The 17,641-nt window shown below is 61.0% G+C and carries 20 protein-coding genes; 12 read left to right on the top strand and 8 right to left on the bottom strand.

Translation table 11 applies throughout. The features are described 5' to 3' along the window. Position 1 precedes the first annotated feature (1 nt). From WG78_RS16470 to WG78_RS16435, 8 genes are all read left to right on the top strand, one after another. Positions 2–547 (top strand): HEAT repeat domain-containing protein, encoded by a 546-nt coding sequence (locus WG78_RS16470; RefSeq protein ID WP_161805138.1) that lies wholly within the window; start codon positions 2–4, stop codon positions 545–547. 1 nt (position 548) lies between these two features. After that, positions 549–1,412: a CheR family methyltransferase gene (locus WG78_RS16465; RefSeq protein WP_053938930.1), complete on the top strand. Its 864-nt coding sequence runs from the start codon at positions 549–551 to the stop codon at positions 1,410–1,412. Between the two features lies 1 nt (position 1,413). Further along, positions 1,414–1,788 carry a response regulator gene (locus WG78_RS16460; RefSeq protein WP_053938929.1) on the top strand — a complete coding sequence of 125 codons (375 nt, stop codon included), beginning with the start codon at positions 1,414–1,416 and terminating at the stop codon, positions 1,786–1,788. Beyond that, a complete protein-coding gene (locus WG78_RS16455; RefSeq protein ID WP_053938928.1) occupies positions 1,785–4,241 on the top strand; it encodes a chemotaxis protein CheA in 2,457 nt (818 codons plus the stop codon). The genes WG78_RS16460 and WG78_RS16455 overlap by 4 nt, the downstream gene beginning before the upstream one ends. Beyond that, positions 4,238–4,477, top strand: coding sequence for a hypothetical protein (locus WG78_RS16450; protein ID WP_053938927.1), 240 nt, complete (start codon positions 4,238–4,240; stop codon positions 4,475–4,477). The genes WG78_RS16455 and WG78_RS16450 overlap by 4 nt, the downstream gene beginning before the upstream one ends. 79 nt (positions 4,478–4,556) lie before the next feature. Next, the gene (locus WG78_RS16445) at positions 4,557–4,931 is read left to right on the top strand and encodes a response regulator transcription factor (protein WP_053938926.1); all 375 of its coding nucleotides are present in this window, start codon (positions 4,557–4,559) and stop codon (positions 4,929–4,931) included. A gap of 5 nt (positions 4,932–4,936) precedes the next feature. Continuing rightward, the gene (locus WG78_RS16440; RefSeq protein WP_053938925.1) at positions 4,937–5,554 is read left to right on the top strand and encodes a hypothetical protein; all 618 of its coding nucleotides are present in this window, start codon (positions 4,937–4,939) and stop codon (positions 5,552–5,554) included. A gap of 2 nt (positions 5,555–5,556) precedes the next feature. Continuing rightward, positions 5,557–6,783: a sensor histidine kinase gene (locus tag WG78_RS16435; RefSeq protein ID WP_053938924.1), complete on the top strand. Its 1,227-nt coding sequence runs from the start codon at positions 5,557–5,559 to the stop codon at positions 6,781–6,783. 58 nt (positions 6,784–6,841) lie between these two features. On the opposite strand, the gene WG78_RS16430 is transcribed toward WG78_RS16435, so the two are convergent. The 4 genes from WG78_RS16430 to WG78_RS16415 form a co-directional block, all read right to left on the bottom strand. Beyond that, positions 6,842–8,848 (bottom strand): helicase-related protein, encoded by a 2,007-nt coding sequence (locus tag WG78_RS16430; protein WP_053938923.1) that lies wholly within the window; start codon positions 8,846–8,848, stop codon positions 6,842–6,844. An 88-nt stretch (positions 8,849–8,936) separates the two neighbouring features. Beyond that, on the bottom strand, positions 8,937–9,224 hold the full coding sequence (locus tag WG78_RS16425) for a hypothetical protein (RefSeq protein ID WP_053938922.1): 288 nt from the start codon (positions 9,222–9,224) through the stop codon (positions 8,937–8,939). Then, entirely contained in the window at positions 9,221–9,880 is a 660-nt protein-coding gene (locus WG78_RS16420) for a DUF2778 domain-containing protein (protein WP_053938921.1), read from the bottom strand. The genes WG78_RS16425 and WG78_RS16420 overlap by 4 nt, the downstream gene beginning before the upstream one ends. A 110-nt stretch (positions 9,881–9,990) precedes the next feature. Beyond that, a complete protein-coding gene (locus tag WG78_RS16415; RefSeq protein WP_053938920.1) occupies positions 9,991–10,767 on the bottom strand; it encodes an AraC family transcriptional regulator in 777 nt (258 codons plus the stop codon). Positions 10,768–10,908: 141 nt separating this feature from the next. Between WG78_RS16415 and WG78_RS16410 the strand changes: the two genes are divergently transcribed. Further along, positions 10,909–12,132, top strand: a complete 1,224-nt coding sequence (locus WG78_RS16410) for an MFS transporter (RefSeq protein WP_053938919.1) — start codon at positions 10,909–10,911, stop codon at positions 12,130–12,132. A gap of 9 nt (positions 12,133–12,141) precedes the next feature. Here WG78_RS16410 and WG78_RS16405 read toward each other — a convergent pair whose 3' ends face one another. Together WG78_RS16405 and WG78_RS16400 are read right to left on the bottom strand one after the other, a co-directional pair. Further along, complete coding sequence (locus WG78_RS16405) at positions 12,142–12,642, bottom strand: GNAT family N-acetyltransferase (protein WP_053938918.1); 501 nt, start codon at positions 12,640–12,642, stop codon at positions 12,142–12,144. A gap of 12 nt (positions 12,643–12,654) precedes the next feature. Beyond that, on the bottom strand, positions 12,655–12,936 hold the full coding sequence (locus tag WG78_RS16400) for a type II toxin-antitoxin system TacA family antitoxin (RefSeq protein ID WP_053938975.1): 282 nt from the start codon (positions 12,934–12,936) through the stop codon (positions 12,655–12,657). Between the two features lie 214 nt (positions 12,937–13,150). Between WG78_RS16400 and WG78_RS16395 the strand changes: the two genes are divergently transcribed. Both WG78_RS16395 and WG78_RS16390 read left to right on the top strand, forming a co-directional pair. Next, the gene (locus WG78_RS16395; RefSeq protein WP_201782471.1) at positions 13,151–14,101 is read left to right on the top strand and encodes an alpha/beta fold hydrolase; all 951 of its coding nucleotides are present in this window, start codon (positions 13,151–13,153) and stop codon (positions 14,099–14,101) included. Between the two features lie 102 nt (positions 14,102–14,203). Further along, positions 14,204–15,211 carry an alpha/beta hydrolase gene (locus WG78_RS16390; RefSeq protein ID WP_053938916.1) on the top strand — a complete coding sequence of 336 codons (1,008 nt, stop codon included), beginning with the start codon at positions 14,204–14,206 and terminating at the stop codon, positions 15,209–15,211. Positions 15,212–15,416: 205 nt separating this feature from the next. Here the strand turns inward: WG78_RS16390 and pip are convergent, their stop codons facing one another. Continuing rightward, positions 15,417–16,361 (bottom strand): prolyl aminopeptidase, encoded by a 945-nt coding sequence (gene pip / locus WG78_RS16385; protein WP_053938915.1) that lies wholly within the window; start codon positions 16,359–16,361, stop codon positions 15,417–15,419. Between the two features lie 129 nt (positions 16,362–16,490). On the opposite strand from pip, the gene WG78_RS16380 reads away from it, so the two are divergent. Beyond that, positions 16,491–17,129, top strand: a complete 639-nt coding sequence (locus tag WG78_RS16380; protein ID WP_152969254.1) for a hypothetical protein — start codon at positions 16,491–16,493, stop codon at positions 17,127–17,129. A 31-nt stretch (positions 17,130–17,160) separates the two neighbouring features. Here WG78_RS16380 and WG78_RS16375 read toward each other — a convergent pair whose 3' ends face one another. Further along, the gene (locus WG78_RS16375; protein WP_053938913.1) at positions 17,161–17,604 is read right to left on the bottom strand and encodes an RrF2 family transcriptional regulator; all 444 of its coding nucleotides are present in this window, start codon (positions 17,602–17,604) and stop codon (positions 17,161–17,163) included. Between the last annotated feature and the right edge of the window lie 37 nt (positions 17,605–17,641).

The raw sequence follows: 17,641 nt of genomic DNA, 5'->3' as shown, positions 1-17,641 counted from the left end.
GATGCCTCTCGTTAAAAAAGATGTAGCTGCCCCAGCGCCGGTGATTGCCCATGCCATGCTGGCCGATATGGATGTCAGCGAGGCCGTGGCGCGTTTGCGCACCGACCCGTCGGCCACGCAACGCCAACGCATTCTGACCACGCTGGTGCGCAGCGCAGATGCCAATGCCGCGCGTGAGCTGGCGCAGATGCTGGACAACGCCCCGATTACGCTGCGCAACGAAGTGATGGACGCGCTGCGCGACATGACCGGCCAGGTGTTGCCGGTGGCGGCGCAATTGCTGCGCTCGTCCGACGTCAACCTGCGCATTTACGCCATCAGCATCCTCGATGAAAACACCGATGCGGCCACGGCCGATTTGATGGCCTTGCAACTGCAACGCGACGACGAAGAAAACGTCTGTGCCGCCGCCGCCGAGCTGCTGGGCCGCATTGGCGAACAGCGGCATGTGAGCGCCTTGCGTGAAGTGGCGCAGCGCTTTTCGGGCCGACCGTTTTTACAACTCGCTGTGAGCCAGGCGCTACGCAATATCTCTGGCCAGGAATGACATGACCGAGCAATACGGCGAGCCAGCTATACCCATTACCGCCGAGGAATACACCGCATTTCGCGAGTTGTTCTATCGCAAAACCGGTATCTACTTTGATGATGGCCGGCGCTACTTTGTAGACCGGCGTCTGGTGGCGTGCATCCGCGAGGCCGGCTTTACCGGTTTTCGTGGTTGGTACGATGTATTGCGTCATGGCCACCCCGAATTGATGGAAGCCGTGATCAATGCCATGACCGTCAACGAAACCTGGTTTTACCGCGAGGAATACCAGTTTCAGGCGCTCAGCCAACATATCCTGCCCGAGGTGCTCAGCCGCAAAAAGGCGGGCGCACCGTTGCGCATCTGGTCGATCCCGTGCGCATCGGGTGAGGAACCGTATTCGATTGCCATGTGGCTACTGGAAAACTGGCCCGCGCTTAATGACGTCGATATCGAGATTATTGCCAGCGACATCGATACCGCGATGTTGCAGGCGGCGGCGGCCGGCGTTTATACCGCCCGCGCCGTGCATGCGCTGCCCGCCGAAGTGCGCGCACGCTATTTTGCCGCGCAAGATGACAGCGGCCACTATGTGCTGGATCAGGACGTGCGCGATTGCGTACGCTTTATGCCGATCAATGTCACCGATCCCGATTCGGTGCGCCAGGTGGGGCAGGTGGATGTGATTTTCTGCCGTAACCTGCTGATTTATTTTGATGAAGTCTCACGCCGGCTGGCGGCCGATCACTTGTTTGAAGTGTTGGCGCCAGGCGGATATATCTGTTTGGGACATTCCGAATCCATGAGCCGGATCTCACCGTTGTTTCGGGCGCGCCGCCTGGGCGAGGTGATTGTGTACCAAAAGCCGTCAGGAGAAGGCTGATATGAAACGGGTTCTGATTGTTGATGACGCCACCACGGTGCGCATGTACCACCGGCAGATTCTGGAGGCCGCGGGCTATGCCGTGGCCGAAGCCGCCAACGGCATCGAAGGGCTGGAAAAAGCGCTGGTCGATACGTTTGATCTGTTTGTGATCGACGTGAACATGCCGCGCATGGATGGCTACAGTTTGCTGGCGGCCTTGCGTGAAGACGCCCGCTCCAGCGCCACGCCCGCCATGATCATCACCACCGAAGCGCTGGAACGCCACCGCGAGCGCGCCGCGCAAACCGGCGCCAATCTGTGCCTGCTTAAACCGGTGGATGCCACCGAACTGGTGGTGTACGCCGATATGCTGACCGGCGGCGCGAGCGCATGAACCCTCTGTTAGCGGGCTTTATTGGCGAAAGTCGCGAATTGATTGGCGACATGGGCGACGTGCTGGCGCTGGCCCGGCGCGGCGAGGCCGATGCGCAAAGTGTACATCGCTTGTTCCGCGCGTTTCATACCATCAAAGGCAATGCCGGGCTGTTTGATTACGAACCGGTCACGCACCTGACGCACAACGGCGAAACCGTGCTGGCGGCGGTGCGCGATGGCTCGCTGGCGCTGGATACCGCGCTGGTGGATGTGTTGTTTGAGGTGGCCGATCAGTTGGGCGAATGGATCGACCAGATTGAAGCCGACGCGCCGCTCAGCGACGATGCCGCGCTGCAAGCGCGCCTGGCGGCGCATGCCCCGGATGCGCATGCTGCGCCTTCCGAGCGCGTAGCCCCGCCGCTGCAAGCCGCCTGGTTGCGTTGCCTGCCCGAGGCCGAGCGCATCCGCGCGCTGCAATCGGCATTGCAAAACCAGCGTCCGCTGGTGCTGCTGCGCTATCGCCCCGATGAAGGCGCGTTTTTTGCCGGCGAAGACCCGCTGTATAACGTGCGCCAGATTGACGAGCTGCTGGCGCTGGGCTTCATCCCTAACCAGACTTTGCCCGCGCTGGCTGAGCTGGACCCGTTTCGCAATCTGCTGACCTGGTTTGCGTTAAGCCACAGCCCGGCCAGCGCCATTGAAAAGATCAAGTTTGATTGCAGCGGTGAGTTCGATCTGTACGAGTTGCAGCCGCTGCAGCTGATCCAGTTGCCGCCGCGTGATGAGGCCCTGGCGCAGGTATTGCCGCCTTTGCTGCAAGCGCTGAATGATGCCCGCACCGGCCAGTTGCTGGACCAGGCCGCCACCTTGCTGGCTGCCGTGCCGCCGTCGCCGCGCGCGCGCAGCACGGCGCTGTGGCTGGAAGCGCTGGTGAACGCGCAAGCCGCACCGACGGCGTTGCGCTATCTGCTTAATTACGCCATTCAGAACGAGCAGCCCGACTGGTCCGCGCTGACGCCCGTTGCGCCTGCGCCCGGCAATGCCGCCAGCGCCGAGGCACGGTTGCCCTTGCATCTGGCGCTGCTGAAACAACAACGCGATGTGCTGGTGGCTTCGGCGCCCGAACGCTTGCCGGTGGTGTTGCCGTCGGTACGCATGGTGGTGACCAATGTGGCGCGCGCGCTGGATCGCAGCGGCGTGCTGGACGGCGTGCGCCCGGAAGACGATGCGCCCACCTTGCAAGCGGATGCCCTGGTGGCTGCAATCACCCAGTTGCTGCAAAGCTGCGCGCCCGATGCGCCCGTTGCCGCAGCGCCGGTCACCCCGACGGTCAGCAACGAACGTCTGCGCATTGGCGCGGAACAGGTGGACGAGGCGCTGGGCTTGCTCAGCGAACTACTGATTACGCGGCACACGCTGCAAACCACGATCAACGCGCAGCAAATGCAACTGGCGTTTACCGCGCCGATGCAACAGCTGGATCGGCAAATTAACCATTTGCTGAACGTGGTGCAAAAAATGCGGCTGGTGCCGCTGGAACGGGTGTTTGAACGCTTGCCGCGGCTGGTGCGCAGTCTGGAGCGCAAGCTGGGCAAACCGGTGGATTTTGAATTGAGTGGCGGCGAGGCGTTTGCCGACAAGGCCGTGGTGGATGCGCTGCACGAGCCGCTGGTGCATTTGCTGCGCAACGCGCTGGACCATGGCATCGAAGACGCCGAAGTGCGGCGCGCTTCGGGCAAGCCGCCGCACGGCCGCTTGCGCGTGCAGGCGCAACAGCAGGAAGAACGTGTGGTGCTGGAAATCAGCGACGATGGCGCGGGCATCGACCCGGCCAAAGTGCGTGCGCGCGCCCGCGCCCAAGGTTTGATCGATGCCGAACGCGCTGAGCGCATCGATGATGAGGCCTTGCTGCAACTGGTATTTGAGCCGGGCTTTTCGACCTCGGCGGCGGTCTCGGAGATTTCGGGGCGCGGCGTGGGCATGGACGTGGTACGCACCACGCTGCGGCAACTGGGTGGCGAAGTGCAACTGGCCAGCACGCCCGGGCAGGGCACGCGCATCAGCCTTAGCATGCCGGTCAGCATGATGCTGTCGCGTGTGCTGCTGGTGCGTGCGGGCGAGCAACTGTTTGGCCTGCCGGTCAGCAGTCTGGTCGAATCGTTGCCACTGGCGCGCACCACGCTGCAAACGGTCAAAGGCGCGCAAACGCTGGTCTGGCGCGAGCAGATGTTTGCCGTGTTCGATCTGGCCGGTTTGCTGCAGTTGCCCGCAGGCACGCGCGGCCGCGCCTTGCAGATCACCACCGCGCCGGGCGACTTTGTGTTGCTGGTGGACCAGTTGCTGGACACGGTGGATGTGCTGATCCGGCCGCTGGAAGGTGCATTGGCGGGCTTGCCGCAGTATGTCGGCACGGCGATGGCCGGCACCGGCGAGGTGTTTCTGGTGCTTAACCCGGCGGGGCTGGTGCGATGAGCGTACAACTACAGAACGGCCGCATCATGCTGACCGGCATTTGCCCGGTGGGCGATGCGCAAGCATTACTGAACGCATTGCTGGATAATCCCGATGCGCCGCTCGACCTGAGCGGCTGTCGCCATTTGCACGCGGCGTTGTGGCAGATCGCGCTGTGCGCGGGCGCGCGGGTCGGCGGGGCACCGACAGACCCGTTTGTCGAGATCGTGTGCAATAGCGGCATACGAACCATATAAAAAATGACGTAATCCAGTTACGGCAACGCAAACACATTAAAAAACTCAGATCTGGTAGCAACCAGCAAAAGGGAAAAGCATGGCAAGCGACGTCAAGACCGTCTTGATCGTGGACGATAGCTCGGTATCACGCATGATGGTGCAGAACCATATTTCGGATCAGATGCCGGACTGGCAGTTTGTGCACGCCAGCTCAGGCGTTGATGCGCTGGAAAAACTGAAGACGGTGACGCCAGATCTGGTGACGCTGGACTTGAACATGCCCGAAATGGACGGCATCGAGGCCGCCCAACGCATTACCGAAGTGTGCCCGACCGCCCGGATCGCCATCGTAACGGCCAATATCCAGGACAGCATGCGGCGCAAGCTGCAAGGCCTGGGCATTTTCTTCGTGGCGGTCGTCGAGAAACCCATTAACGAAGCAGGCGTCCGCAAAATCCTGTTCGGAATGTAAACGCCATGAATATTGTGCTGACTGAACTACAGAAAGAAACCCTCGAGGAGGTGTTCAATATCGGCATGGGCCGCGCCGCTGCGGCGCTGTCGACGCTGGTGAACGAGGAAGTCAAGCTGAGCATTCCGTCGGTGCGGCTGATGCGGCGCAAAGAGGCTGCGCTGGTGCTGGGCGGCACCAGCCGTCGCGTGTGCAGCATCACGCAAGTACTGCGCGGCGAATTTGGCGCCGATGCGATCCTGATTTTCCCCGAAGAAAAAAGCCTGCAGCTGGTGCGGTTGATGTTGGGCGAATCGGTGGATCTGACCTTTGTGTCCGAGATCGAACGCGAAGCGCTGACCGAGGTGGGCAACATCATCCTGAACGCGTGCATTGGCACCATCACCAATTTGCTGGAAGGCGAGTTTTCGATTTCGTTGCCGGTGTTCAAGCAAGGTGATTGCGTCGAGATCATGCAAGGCGCCACCGACGAACAAGAGCAGGTGGTGATGCTGCTGCATATCGATTTCTCGGTGGAGAAATACGAAATCAGCGGCCACGTGGCGTTTGTACAAGATGTGCGTTCGTACCAGGGCTTCGTCGAACGCATCGAACGCTTTATCCAGAAAGCCATGCGGAGCTAAGCATGGAGACCCAAGAGCACATGGTGGAAATCGGCCCGTTATGCGAACAGGTACTGGTGACGCTGAACCTTGGCGTGATCGTGGTCGACCAGTCGCTGCGCGTACTGGAATGGAACGACTGGATGTCGCGTCATTCCGGCATCGCGCGAGACACGGCGCTGCATCGACCGGTGCTCGAACTGTTTCCGGGTTTGTCGGGTACGCGGTTTGAAGCGGCCATCCAGCAAGCCTTGCTGTTGCATCAACCGGCCATACTGACCGGATCGCTCAACCGCAATCCTTTGCCCTTGTACGCGAATCCCGCCAACAAGCACGATCGCCTGCACCAGGCCATCCAGATTCTGCCGTTGCGGCATTCGTCCGAGCAGCATTTTTGCGTGATTCAGGTTAGTGATGTGTCGGCCGCGTTTGAGCGCGAAGCCGCCTTGCGCCGCCAGGCCACGCTGCTCAACGACAGCTTGCAAGCGCAGTCGCGGCTGATGCAGGAGCTGGAACAACACAACGATCTGCTGGACTTGCAAGTGCGCGAGCGCACGGCGCAGCTGGAAGAGCTGGCGCGCCATCTGCAAGACGTGACCGAAGCCGAGAAATCGCAACTGGCGCGCGAACTGCACGATGAGCTGGGTTCAATCCTGACCGCTGCGCGCATTGATGTGAGTTGGTCAGCGCGCAAGTTGGGCGATAGCGTGCCGGAAATCCAGGACAAGCTGCAGCGCGTGCTGAACAACCTGTCCGAAGCCATCCAGATGAAGCGCCGCATTATCGATGGCATGCGCCCCACCTTGCTGACGCAGTTTGGCCTGGTGGAAGCGCTGGAATTTGCTGCCGGTGAAATGGCCGACGTCAACGGCTGGCAACTGGGGCTGGATCTGGACGCCAAAGCGCAGCATCTGCCCGAAGATATCTCACTGGCGCTGTTCCGCGTGGCGCAAGAGGCACTCACCAACGCCGCCAAATATGCCCAGGCCACCCGCGTGGATTTGTTGCTGCAACTGGACCCGGACGAAATCTGGTTTACCGTGGCCGATAACGGCGTGGGCATGACCGAAGAAGCGCGCAATACACCGCGCACGCACGGCATTCTGGGTATGCGCCAACGCATCGTGGCCCGCGGTGGCGACTTCGAGTTGGTGTCGGTGCCCGGCAAGGGCACGCGGGTGGAAGTACGCTTGCCGCTGGCGGCCGGTAGCGGTGTCGCGCCCACCGCGACGCCTGCGCCGGAGCATTAAGGCGCGCACGTCGTCGCGGTAAAAACAACGCCCGCTGTGGTGATCGCGGGCGTTTGTTTTAACTGCGCCGATGGCGGAAGTGTCCGCCGCGCTTTTCCCCGCCGCCATGAGGCCGCGGCTTGCCATGACCGTCGCGCCGCCGATGCGTGTTCTGCGCCTGCAGCAAATGGTCAATTTTTTCTGATGTTGATTGCATCAGGGCCTGCGCCATTTCGCCGCTTGGGAAAGTCTCGGGCATGCGATAACCCAACCATGCATACGCGGCGTACAGCTTGCAGGTGTCTTCCAGATATTGCAGCTCGTTGCGTCCGCCCATGCCTTCCATGCGCAGCAACGGCGCCTGTTTGCGCGCGGCGCGGATGCGCGCCCAATCCTGCAGCGCGCGTTCCAGCATCGGCACCTTGGTCGAGATCGGACACAGGCTGAAGGCAAAGCGATCAGGCAGCGACAGCGTCAGCGTATCCAGCCATTTGGCTTTTTCCATTTGCTCGGTCAGGTTGGCCGGCAAAAAGAATTCGTCATGCACGTTGATGTGGCGGGTAAACAGTTCCAGCAACGCCTGCAGACGCGTCTGGCCGCTGGCGTTGGCAATCTGCTGCAGATAATCCAGATTGGGCGCCACAAAGAAGCCGGTAGCGGGCAGTGGTTCCAGCTTCTGCCGCAACAAGCCGGTGATCACTTTGTGCGTTTGCGCATCCAGCCCGGCCACAAAGCCCGCCTCGTGCTCACCAAAGCGACCCGCGCGCCCGGCAATCTGCTTGGCCAGCGCCGCGCTGATGGTGCCTTCGGCGTAACCATCCCACTTGTGCGACGTCGTAAAAATCACCCGCCGTGCGGGCGTGTTCAGGCCCATGCCGATGGCGTCAGTGCCGACCACGATGCGCGTCTCGCCCGTGATAAACCGCTCCGCCTGCGCCTGGCGTACTTCCGGCGACAAATTGCCGTAGATGGCCGACACCGGCAGGCCCAGCGCCAACACCTGATCGCGCCAGTTCAGCACATCGCGCCGCGAAAACGCGATCAACACATCGCCCGGCTTGAGATTGCGCAAGGTGCCCAGCGGTTGCGGGTCCATCTGCAACGGCGACATGCGTTCTTTGTGGATGACTTCGAGCGTGCCGCCGACGCGTTTAACCAGCGCCTCAATGGCAGGCTGCGCTTCGGCCGCGCCCAACAGATAGACGATTTTTGCTGGCACGCCGCACACTGCCGCCGTCCATGCCGCACCGCGATCGGGGTCGTCCAGCAGCTGGATTTCGTCGATTACCGCCACTTCGATCGGCTTGTTGGGGTTGAGCATTTCCACGGTGCTGGCCACGTGCGTGGCGTCCGGGTGCAGCTTGCGCTGCTCACCGGTAATCAAACTGACCGCCACACCGGCATCTTGCAGACGGCGATAGTTTTCTAACGCCAGCAAACGCAAGGGCGCCAGATAGGCACCGGTCTCGGCCTGGGCCAGATGTTCCATCGCCGCATGCGTCTTGCCGGAGTTGGTGGGGCCCAGCACTGCGATAAAGTGGCGCGACATGCTTTGCGCCACCACAAACGATTCGGGGTAGAGCGACAGATTAACCGCATCGCGCGTCTGCCGCGCCTGGCGGTCTTCGGCGCTGCTGCCGGCCTGGTCTTCAATCCGCTCCAGCGCCAGCTTGCAACGCACCCGCGCCAGTTCGTAACGACCTTGCAAGGCGTTGAGCGCGCTGCCGGGGTCCAGCTCGGCCGATTGCGCAATCTTCAGCACGTTTTGCGCGCATTCGATCAGCTGGTCTTCCAGCTTGATGCGCGCGTTGGGGTTCCAGCGCGCCTGCAACAACTCCAGCCGCGCCGCACTATCCATGCGCCGCCACTTGTTGGTTTTGGCCAGATAACCATCGTCGGGCACCACGTGATACGGGATCACCCGCTTGTTAACGGTGATCTCGCCGTGCACAGACACGGCATAACTGTTGTCGCTGGTAATCAACGCGGCACGATGCTGCTGCAGATAGGCATTGAGCAGCGTGGTGGCGGAATCGGGCTGGGTGCCTTCGACTTCAGCGTCGGGCGGGAGGGGGGTATCGGTCATGCCCCGAAGTATACATGGGCGGGACTGGGCCACCGCAGCGCGGCCATTGCGGTTTGCACGTGGCGGGCGGCGCATCTTGCTGACCGTATCAAGCGTTCCACTGTGCCCAAGCCAGATAAACCAGCAAAGGCATCGCCCACGCAAAGCGCAGACCAGGCCGCTGCCTGCGCCACAACGCTACATAGGCACAGCTGCATACGGCCAGTAGCAAGATGTTTTCGACATAAAAGGCGAGGGCGGAACGCCCTTGGTAAAACCAGACGGGATGCGCGGGGGCATCGTTCCAGCCCAGCAAATCCACGCAACTGGCGCACATCATGAAAAGCAGCACCAAGGTGAGCAACAGGCGCAGCAGTCGGCACGGTTTTGCGGTCACGGACGTTCCAGTTGGCTGTGGTGATAACCCGCGCCTGCGGACAGATATTTGTAGCGCACCTCTAACAACAGGTCTTTACCAAACACTGTAAATTCATCCGCGAAAGCGCTCATGTTCGAGGTGAGATCAACGCACCCGGCCGAACCGGGCGTCGTGCCGCCATGTATCGTGAAACCGCTGCGGCTACGTGTATCAGTCATCGGTTTCGGGATAAGGCCCACACGCTGCCGACCCCATGCAGGCGTGCATCCGGGCCATCTGCCCCACTTGATTTTGACGATATTCAAAATGCACGCTGCGCGGTTAAAGAACGCGGTGTCCTCCCAACGCATGAATTCGTTTTGCCTGACTTCATAAAACCCGGCGGGTATTGGCCCTTTGTCGCGCAGATCCTGGAAAACGGGCGACCAATAGCCTTTGCGGCCAGACCACGCCTGCCACTTCCGACTGTGCCCGGCCTCATTCCAATGCAGATATTCGCCATCAAACAGCAAGGTGGCTTTGCGTTGCCAGAACTCGTTTGCATAGCGCTCCACCTGCAAAAGGTCGAAGAGTTGTGCATCGGTATAGCCCCGAACGTCATGCAGATTCTGACCCGCCAAAGAACGCAATTCCCGCATAAAAGCTGAGTCGCCTTTCAGGCCATACGTGTCCATGGAAAATGCCTACTCGCGCAAAAAAATGAGAGGCCCGACCCTACGCGGCGCGCGGGTGTAATTCAACGCGGCCCGTATTTGCGTTTGCAAGAAAATCCGACCTTTTTGCGCTAACCAATCTGGCGCAAATAATCGCGCGGCGCCGCGCCCAGCACGCGCTTGAACATGGTGGTAAACGAGGCCGGGTTGTCGTAACCCAGATCAAGCGCAACGTGGGTGACGGGCTCGCCGGCGGCAAGGCGCGGCAGCGCCACCAGTAAACAGGCTTGCTGGCGCCATGCCACAAAGCTGAGCCCGGTTTCGCGGCGGAACGCACGCGTAAACGAGCGCACGCTCATGTCCAGATCAGCGCTCCATTGTTCGGCGGTCTGGTGCACGTCGGGCTGGCGCAAAAAGGCAAAGCAACGTTCGGCGATGCGGGCGTCGACCGGGTAGGGCAGCGACAGCGGCAGCGCGGGCATCGTGCGTAGTTCGTGTTCGATCAGCGTCATCAGCGCGGCGTCGCGGCTGTGCGGCGCGTAATCCAGCGGCACATCCAGCGCCTCGGCCAACAGGCTGCGCATAAACGGCGTAATCAGCACCACCTGGTTGTGCGCGGGCATATCGCTTAGATGCTCGGGGCTGAGGTACAGGCTTTGCATGCGCACGCTGCCGATGCAGCGCACCGCGTGCGTTAACCCTGGCGGGATCCAGATGCCGCGCTGCGGCGGCATCACCCACGCGCCGTGCTCGGTGGTCACCACCACGGTGCCGGTGCTGCTGGACAACAACTGGCCGCGTCGATGCGTGTGCGGCGCGATGCGATGGCCATCGTCATAGTCATTGCCCGTCGCCACCAACGGCTTGGCGAGGTGATCGATGTCTTCAATATGGACTTCACGCACCATGGCCGAAACTCATAAGTAGTAGGCCCATTGTCGATGGCGGGCCATTGCCGCCCGCCACTAGTATCACGACTAGCGCATCGATGCCTAGCCTGCCGCGCTGCCACAGCGCGTTTTATCGACTCCTGCCATGACGAGTGAGCCATGACCTCTACCGCCATCCCCATGCCGGTCCCCCGCGTTAATACCACGCAATATCGCGTATTGGGTGCAGTCAGCTTTTGCCATTTGCTTAACGACATGCTGCAGGCGCTGTTGCCTGCGGCTTATCCGATATTGCGCGGCGGATTCAATCTGTCGTTTGCGCAGATTGGTTACCTGGCGTTGGTGTATCAGATCACCGCGTCCATCCTGCAGCCGTTTATTGGCTTTTACACCGACAAACATCCCAAGCCGTTTGCGCTGCCATTTGCCATGCTGGCGTCCGGCTGCGGGCTGATGCTGCTGGCGTTTGCGAGCAGCTATGCGGGTTTGATGATGGGCGCGGCCATGCTGGGATTGGGCTCGTCGATTTTCCATCCCGAATCATCGCGCATTGCCCGGCTGGCCTCGGGCGGATCGCATGGCGTGGCGCAATCGTTGTTTCAGGTGGGCGGCAATATCGGCTCGGCGCTGGGCCCGTTAGCGGCGGCGTTTATCGTGCTGCCGCAAGGCGAAAAAGGCATGGCGTGGGGCGGCATCGCGGCCGTCGTTGGCATCGTCATCATGACTGCCTTAAGCCGCTGGTATCGCGATGTACTGCGTGAACGCGCGCGCAATCCGGCCCACGCCGCGCGTGCCAAAGCCGCAGCGCTGCCGGCCTTAAGCGCCACGCAAATCCGCAATGCGATGATCGTGCTGGTGCTGCTGTTGCTGTCCAAATATGTCTACCTGGCCAGCTTTACCAACTTCTATCCATTTTTCATCATGCATCGCTTCGGACTGAGCACCCATGACGCGCAGCTGTGCCAGTTTGTCTTCTTCGCCGCGGTCGCAGCCGGCACGGTGATGGGCGGCCCGGTGGTCGATCGCATCGGCCAGAAGAAAGTCATCGCCTGGTCCATCCTCGGCACGCTGCCGTTTACGCTGGCATTGCCCTACGCCAACCTGCCGCTCACGCTGGCGCTGAGTGTGATCATCGGCGTGGTGCTGTCGTCGGCTTTCCCGGCCATCATCGTGTTTGCGCAAGAACTGGTGCCGGGCCGCACCGGCATGATTTCGGGGATGTTCTTCGGCTTTATCTTTGGCGTCAGCGGCATCAGCGCCGCCTTGCTGGGCGGCCTGGCTGACCGCTGGGGCATTGATGCGATTTACCAGGCGTGCGCGTTTTTGCCGGTGATGGGGGTGCTGGCCTGGCGCTTGCCGGAGCGGCGGAAGGCAGGCGGGTAGTGGGGCGATTTATCCTGGGTGGGCAATTGCGGCTTTCAAGGTGGCGATGGTAGTCATCAGTGTCATCGAATCCAGCGGGGATACCTGTAGACCCAGCCCTGAATAAAATGCTTTCGCTTCTTCAGATAGCGCATGCACAACCATGCCACGTATTCCGATTGTGTCGGCAGCGTGCGCAACGCGTAAAGCGGCATCGAAAAACAGTGCCCGCCCCAGCCCTTTGCCGTGATACCGGGTTGCCACTGCCAGGCGCCCCAGGATAACAACGGGAATGGGGTCGGGCATGTTTCGCCGGAAGCTCCCTGGCGTCGCATCGGGTGCGATAGCGCTGGAGGCTAACGCGTAGTAGCCGACTACTGTGTTCTCCTCACAGACGACGAAGGTGCGGGAGCCGCCGCTCACTTGATTTGCAAGTGCGCGGCGCTTTAGCCAAAGGTCGAGTGAAGGTTCGCCACAACTGAAATCGTGGGTGTCATGCCTTGGGTCAAGCGGAGCCGGTTTAGTCAGCATCGATGGTCTGACCTACCACGGCGTCTTGGTATGCATGGTCCGGATCAGCCGGTCGTTCGGCTCAGCGGGAGCCTCTAGCAAATCCAGGAATTCGTTATATGCCTGCGGGCTGACCAACATCAAAGCCCTATCAAGCAATGCCTCTTCAGCGGCGCGCCGAGCTGCGTCCAGTATGAAGTCGGTGCGCGTTTTGCCCATGGAAGCGGCGGCCCGGTCAATCAAGCTTCGATCATTAGCGGGAACGCGCAAGTTCAGCGTGTCGCGTTTGGGTTTGCTGCTGCTGGGTGTGGGCATGGCGGTTCCTTGCTGATCTGACCGCACACCTTAGCACTGCGTAACGACAAAGTCATTACACATCTGTGGTTAGAAACACCGCATGTGAGCATTGTCCGTAGCAATCAGACCTGCTCTTCCCAAATTTCGGCAGCAGCTTCTTTCCCGGCTTCGTGCTCCACACTCAGCATGTTTTAATCCAGGGCAGTCAACCGTCCCAAAGAGGAAACCTGCCTTGGCCTACCCCCTGTTAACAGCGACGATCTGCGCGGCGGCATTGCTATCCGCGTCCGTATTTGCCGCCGACGCCAGCCAGCCTGCAGCGGCGTCGGCCCCGAATGCTGCGGCGGCCAGTGCCCCGCGCATTTCGGTCACCGTTGTAGGCCAAGGCCCGGATGTGGTGTTGATTCCGGGGCTGGCGTCGTCGCGGGCGGTGTGGGCTGATCTGGCGGCACAATTGAAGGCCACGCATCGGCTGCATCTGGTGCAATTGGCAGGCTTTGCGGGCCAGCCCGCCGTGGCCGATGGCGGCGATACAGTGGCAGCGCCCGCAGCCGAGGCGATTGCCGATTACATCCAGCGCAACGGGCTGCAAGCGCCAGTGGTCATCGGTCATTCGCTGGGTGGCGAAACCGCGTTGATGTTGGGCGCGCGGCATCCGGCGCGGGTGGGGCGTTTGATCATCGTCGACGCGCTGCCGTTTTCCAGCCTGCGTTTTAATATCGATGCCACGCCCGAGCAGGTGACGCCTTCCGCCACCGCGTTCCGCAATACCTTGCTCAGCGCCACGCCGCAGCAATATCAGGCGATGCAAACCGGCGGCATGGCGCAACTGGTCAAGTCGCCCGCGGCGCGGCCCGCCTTGCTGGCGGCGGTATTGCAATCTGATCGCAAAACGGTGGCAGATGGCATGTTCGAAATCATGACCGTCGATTTGCGCCCCGAGCTCAAGCACATCACCGCGCCGGTCGATGTGGTGTATGCGTGGGATGCCGCGTATGGCATTGCTGCGGAGCGCGCCGATGCCTTGTACCAGCGCGCCTATGCCGGCACGCCCAACCTGACGCTTAAGCGCATCGACGATGCGTTTCATTTTGTGATGTTTGATCAGCCACAGGCGTTCTCGCAAACGGTGATCGACTGGGTGAACACGCCCGTGCCCAAGTCGCTGGCGGCGCAGCCCTAGCAGCGACGGTTGGCGAGACCAGCCGCCACCCGGTCTCGTGCTTGCCCTGCGCTGCCTGGCTTTCTACGATGCAGTCTCATCCCCCCATCTCAGAGACTGATCATGCGCAGAGACCACAGCATCGCCACCGGCACCGTCCACCGTTTGCACATCGACAGCCGGGTATTGGCGGATAACTTTCTGGGTGACGCGCCACGTCGTATCGTCGATGTGTACGTGCCTGCCGGGCATGATGGCCGTGGCTTGCCCTTGCTGGTGGATCTGGTCGGTTATACCGGCGGCGGCCCGGCACATACCAACTGGAAAGGGCTGGGGGAAAGCGCGCCCGAACGGCTGGACCGCTTGATCGCCAGTGGCGCAATGCTGCCTGCCGTCGTCGCCTTTCCGGATTGCTTTACCCGGCTCGGGGGCAATCAATACGTCAACAGTGCGGTGATGGGGCGCTGGGAAGATTTTCTGATCGATGAAATGTTGCCCGCGGTCGAACAGCAATTTGCCTGCGGTGGTACGGGGCGGCGGGGCGTGTTCGGCAAAAGCTCGGGCGGTTTTGGCGCAATGTGGCATGTGCTCAAGCGCAGCGATATCTGGTCCGCCGCAGCCTGCCATTCGGGAGACATGGCTTTCGATATTGTCTATCTGCCGGATGTGTATCCCGCATTGATGACGCTGGAAAAACATGGCGGCATCGAAGGCTTTATGCGCTATTTCGAAGCGGCAAAAAAACCCTCCGATGACGATATCCACGCCCTGATGATGCTGGCCATGGGCGCCACCTACGATCCGGCGCCAGACCAGTATCTGGGATTGCGCTTGCCGGTGGATCTGGATACCGGCGAGTTGATCGCCGAGCGCTGGCACAACTGGCTGGCGTTTGATCCGGTCCGGCTGGTGGATAGCCATATCGATGCGCTAAAGGGCTTGAAAGGCCTGTATATCGACTGCGGCACCCTCGACCAATACAACATGATTTTTGGCCACCGCCAGCTGCGCAACAAGCTGACCGCCGCCGGCGTGCCGCATCGCTATGAAGAGTTTGTCGATAACCACAGCAGCATTGATTACCGCATGGATATCAGCCTGCCGTTTCTGGCGCAGGCGTTAGACCGCTGAGCGCCTCGCTCTGAATATAAAAATCCACCTTGCATTGCGCGAGGTGGATTTTTTTCGATGGCGCCAGGCGCTTGCCTGGTACTTCCTTTCGATCTTGCCGTGATGCCGACGTAACACGATGGGCGGTCGTCATCCATATCCGCCTGATCGGCATCCCGTTTTGTTAGAAGCAAAAAACAAATGCCCGCGCGTTGCAACTGCGACGTTAACGCGGCTGTTGGTCCATGGCTTCGATCAGCGCAGATCGGGTTTCCGGATCAACCGAACTATGTCCCGCTTGCGTGTAGATCAGTCTGGCCTCGGGCCAGACGCTGGCCAGATCCCACGCGGTTTTGGCCGGGCACACCATGTCGTAGCGGCCGTGCACGATCACGGCGGGAATATGCCGGATGCGCTCGATATCGCGTAGCAGCTGGTTGGGCTGCAAAAACATCTGGTGGCGAAAGTAATGCACCTCGGCACGCGCCAGGCTGATGGCCTTGTCGGCGGCATCAAAGACGCCGTCGCCGTGCGCGTCGTGGACCAGCGTGGTGATGCTGCCTTCCCAACTGGCCCACGCCAGCGCGGCCTGCAAACGCACTTCGGCGTCGGGGTCGGTCAGCCTGCGCCAGTAGGCTTCGACCATGTCGTGGCGTTCCGCGGGCGGGATAAAGTCGCGGTAACGTTGCCAGCGCTCGGGGAACATCCACGACGCGCCCACCCCATCGCCGTTAAGCCAATCCACTTCTTCCTGACGGCCCAGAAAAATACCGCGCAAGACCAGGCTGACCACGCGTTCGGCATGCGCCTGCGCATAGGCCAGCGCCAGCGTGGAACCCCAGGAGCCGCCAAACACAATCCAGCGTTCGATGTCCAGTTGCTGGCGCAGCATCTCAATATCGGTAATCAGATGTTGCGTGGTGTTGTCGGTCAGCTCGCCCATGGGCGTGGACTGGCCCGCGCCGCGTTGATCAAACAGGATGACGCGATAGCGTTGCGGATCAAAAAAGCGTCGCGCACCCGGAAAGATGCCCGCGCCCGGGCCGCCGTGCAGAAACACCACCGGCTGGCCCTCTGGATTGCCGACTTCTTCAACATACAGTTGGTGCACGGCGTCGACGCGCAAATAAAACGTGTTGTACGGTTCGATTTCGGGATAAAAGTCGCGCATGGCTCGCTTCTGCGTTAAATAATGGCGGGTGCATAAAAACGGTGCCGCGTAAGGCCACCGCATTAACGTCATGATGGCTGACTAAGCTGCGCGCTCAGTCAGGCCCAACTAAACAGTGGAAATTTGATAATGGCATTTTGTTCGTCCGTTAAAACGGCTGGCTGCGTCGCGGCTTTGGCGCTCACCACCTTGTCCGCCGCTGCGCACGCCGATCGCGTTGAAATTCCCGGCTTTGCCGCATCGGTTGATGTGCCCGCCCAGTGGCAAGCAAAAATGACCAGCTTCGGCCCGGAAGGCCAACCGGCGCGCCACATGTATCTGTTGGAAGCGCCGCATGCCAGCGATGACGAGGGCGTATTTTGCCACGTGATGTCGGCGATTTATCCGCATCCGGTGACGGACGCGGTGATCCGCGATTCGCAAACGCTGGATGAGCAGAAAAAACAGGTGCTCACCGAGCGGCTGTCGCAAATGCTGGGCGCGCCGTTAACGCTGGATAAGGTGGACCGCTCGCGCTTTGCCAAAGAGCCCGCCGCGCGTTTGTTCATGTCCGGCAGCAAGCCGGTTGAAACGCGCCAGGCCAATATGCAGCTGGTGATGTGGGCCGGGTCCACGCATATGCAATCGGTCACGCTGCAATGTGTGGCCGTCACCGGCCAGGGCGCGGAGCGTGCCGCCGCGCTGATGCAGCAAATGATGCCCACGCTGAATGGCATCGCCAGCTCCATCCAGTTTGAGGCGAAGCAAGCGCAGGACGGCAAGCAATAACACCCGGCGCAGACCAGGGGGCGTGCGGTGTTCAGCTAACCGGCACGATGCGCAGCAGCGCGGCCAGCGGTTTGGGGTCGGCCAGCAGATCAGCCAGCGTGTACTGGTCGAGCACCGCATAAAACGCCTCCAGCGCCTCGCGCAGCACCAGCTTCAGCCGACAGGCCGGCACGATGACGCAATGGCTGTCGCCCTGATCAAAACACGGCACCAGCGGGCTGTCGGCCTCGCTGGCGCGCACCAGTTGGCCAATGTTGATCTGCGCGGGTGCCCGTGCCAGGCGCATGCCGCCACCTTTGCCGCGTAACGTCTCGATATAGCCTGCCAGCGCCATCCAGTGCACCACCTTCATCAGATGGTTATCCGAGATCTGATACGCCGCGGCGATTTCAGCACGGGTGGCCAGCGCGGCATCGCTGGCGCCCAGGTAGAGCAAGGTGCGCAAGCAGTAATCAGTAAAGACGTTCAGGCGCATGGCCGACCTTAAAGATGTATTTGAAATATTGATTATA

The sequence above is a fragment of the Amantichitinum ursilacus genome, assembly GCF_001294205.1.
GTDB lineage: Bacteria > Pseudomonadota > Gammaproteobacteria > Burkholderiales > Chitinibacteraceae > Amantichitinum > Amantichitinum ursilacus.
This window is presented reverse-complemented; position numbering and strand designations above follow the sequence as displayed.

What these genes read in the sequence shown, in the direction of transcription:
- WG78_RS16465 (WP_053938930.1), top strand. Translation starts at nt 549, where the DNA reads ATGACCGAGCAATACGGCGAGCCAGCTATACCCATTACCGCCGAGGAA.
- WG78_RS16455 (WP_053938928.1), top strand. Translation starts at nt 1,785, where the DNA reads ATGAACCCTCTGTTAGCGGGCTTTATTGGCGAAAGTCGCGAATTGATT.
- WG78_RS16450 (WP_053938927.1), top strand. Translation starts at nt 4,238, where the DNA reads ATGAGCGTACAACTACAGAACGGCCGCATCATGCTGACCGGCATTTGC.
- WG78_RS16435 (WP_053938924.1), top strand. Translation starts at nt 5,557, where the DNA reads ATGGAGACCCAAGAGCACATGGTGGAAATCGGCCCGTTATGCGAACAG.
- WG78_RS16470 (WP_161805138.1), top strand. Translation starts at nt 2, where the DNA reads ATGCCTCTCGTTAAAAAAGATGTAGCTGCCCCAGCGCCGGTGATTGCC.
- WG78_RS16410 (WP_053938919.1), top strand. Translation starts at nt 10,909, where the DNA reads ATGACCTCTACCGCCATCCCCATGCCGGTCCCCCGCGTTAATACCACG.
- WG78_RS16430 (WP_053938923.1), bottom strand. Translation starts at nt 8,848, where the DNA reads ATGACCGATACCCCCCTCCCGCCCGACGCTGAAGTCGAAGGCACCCAG.
- WG78_RS16440 (WP_053938925.1), top strand. Translation starts at nt 4,937, where the DNA reads ATGAATATTGTGCTGACTGAACTACAGAAAGAAACCCTCGAGGAGGTG.
- WG78_RS16405 (WP_053938918.1), bottom strand. Translation starts at nt 12,642, where the DNA reads ATGCTGACTAAACCGGCTCCGCTTGACCCAAGGCATGACACCCACGAT.
- WG78_RS16445 (WP_053938926.1), top strand. Translation starts at nt 4,557, where the DNA reads ATGGCAAGCGACGTCAAGACCGTCTTGATCGTGGACGATAGCTCGGTA.
- pip (WP_053938915.1), bottom strand. Translation starts at nt 16,361, where the DNA reads ATGCGCGACTTTTATCCCGAAATCGAACCGTACAACACGTTTTATTTG.
- WG78_RS16415 (WP_053938920.1), bottom strand. Translation starts at nt 10,767, where the DNA reads ATGGTGCGTGAAGTCCATATTGAAGACATCGATCACCTCGCCAAGCCG.
- WG78_RS16390 (WP_053938916.1), top strand. Translation starts at nt 14,204, where the DNA reads ATGCGCAGAGACCACAGCATCGCCACCGGCACCGTCCACCGTTTGCAC.
- WG78_RS16460 (WP_053938929.1), top strand. Translation starts at nt 1,414, where the DNA reads ATGAAACGGGTTCTGATTGTTGATGACGCCACCACGGTGCGCATGTAC.
- WG78_RS16420 (WP_053938921.1), bottom strand. Translation starts at nt 9,880, where the DNA reads ATGGACACGTATGGCCTGAAAGGCGACTCAGCTTTTATGCGGGAATTG.
- WG78_RS16380 (WP_152969254.1), top strand. Translation starts at nt 16,491, where the DNA reads ATGGCATTTTGTTCGTCCGTTAAAACGGCTGGCTGCGTCGCGGCTTTG.
- WG78_RS16400 (WP_053938975.1), bottom strand. Translation starts at nt 12,936, where the DNA reads ATGCCCACACCCAGCAGCAGCAAACCCAAACGCGACACGCTGAACTTG.
- WG78_RS16375 (WP_053938913.1), bottom strand. Translation starts at nt 17,604, where the DNA reads ATGCGCCTGAACGTCTTTACTGATTACTGCTTGCGCACCTTGCTCTAC.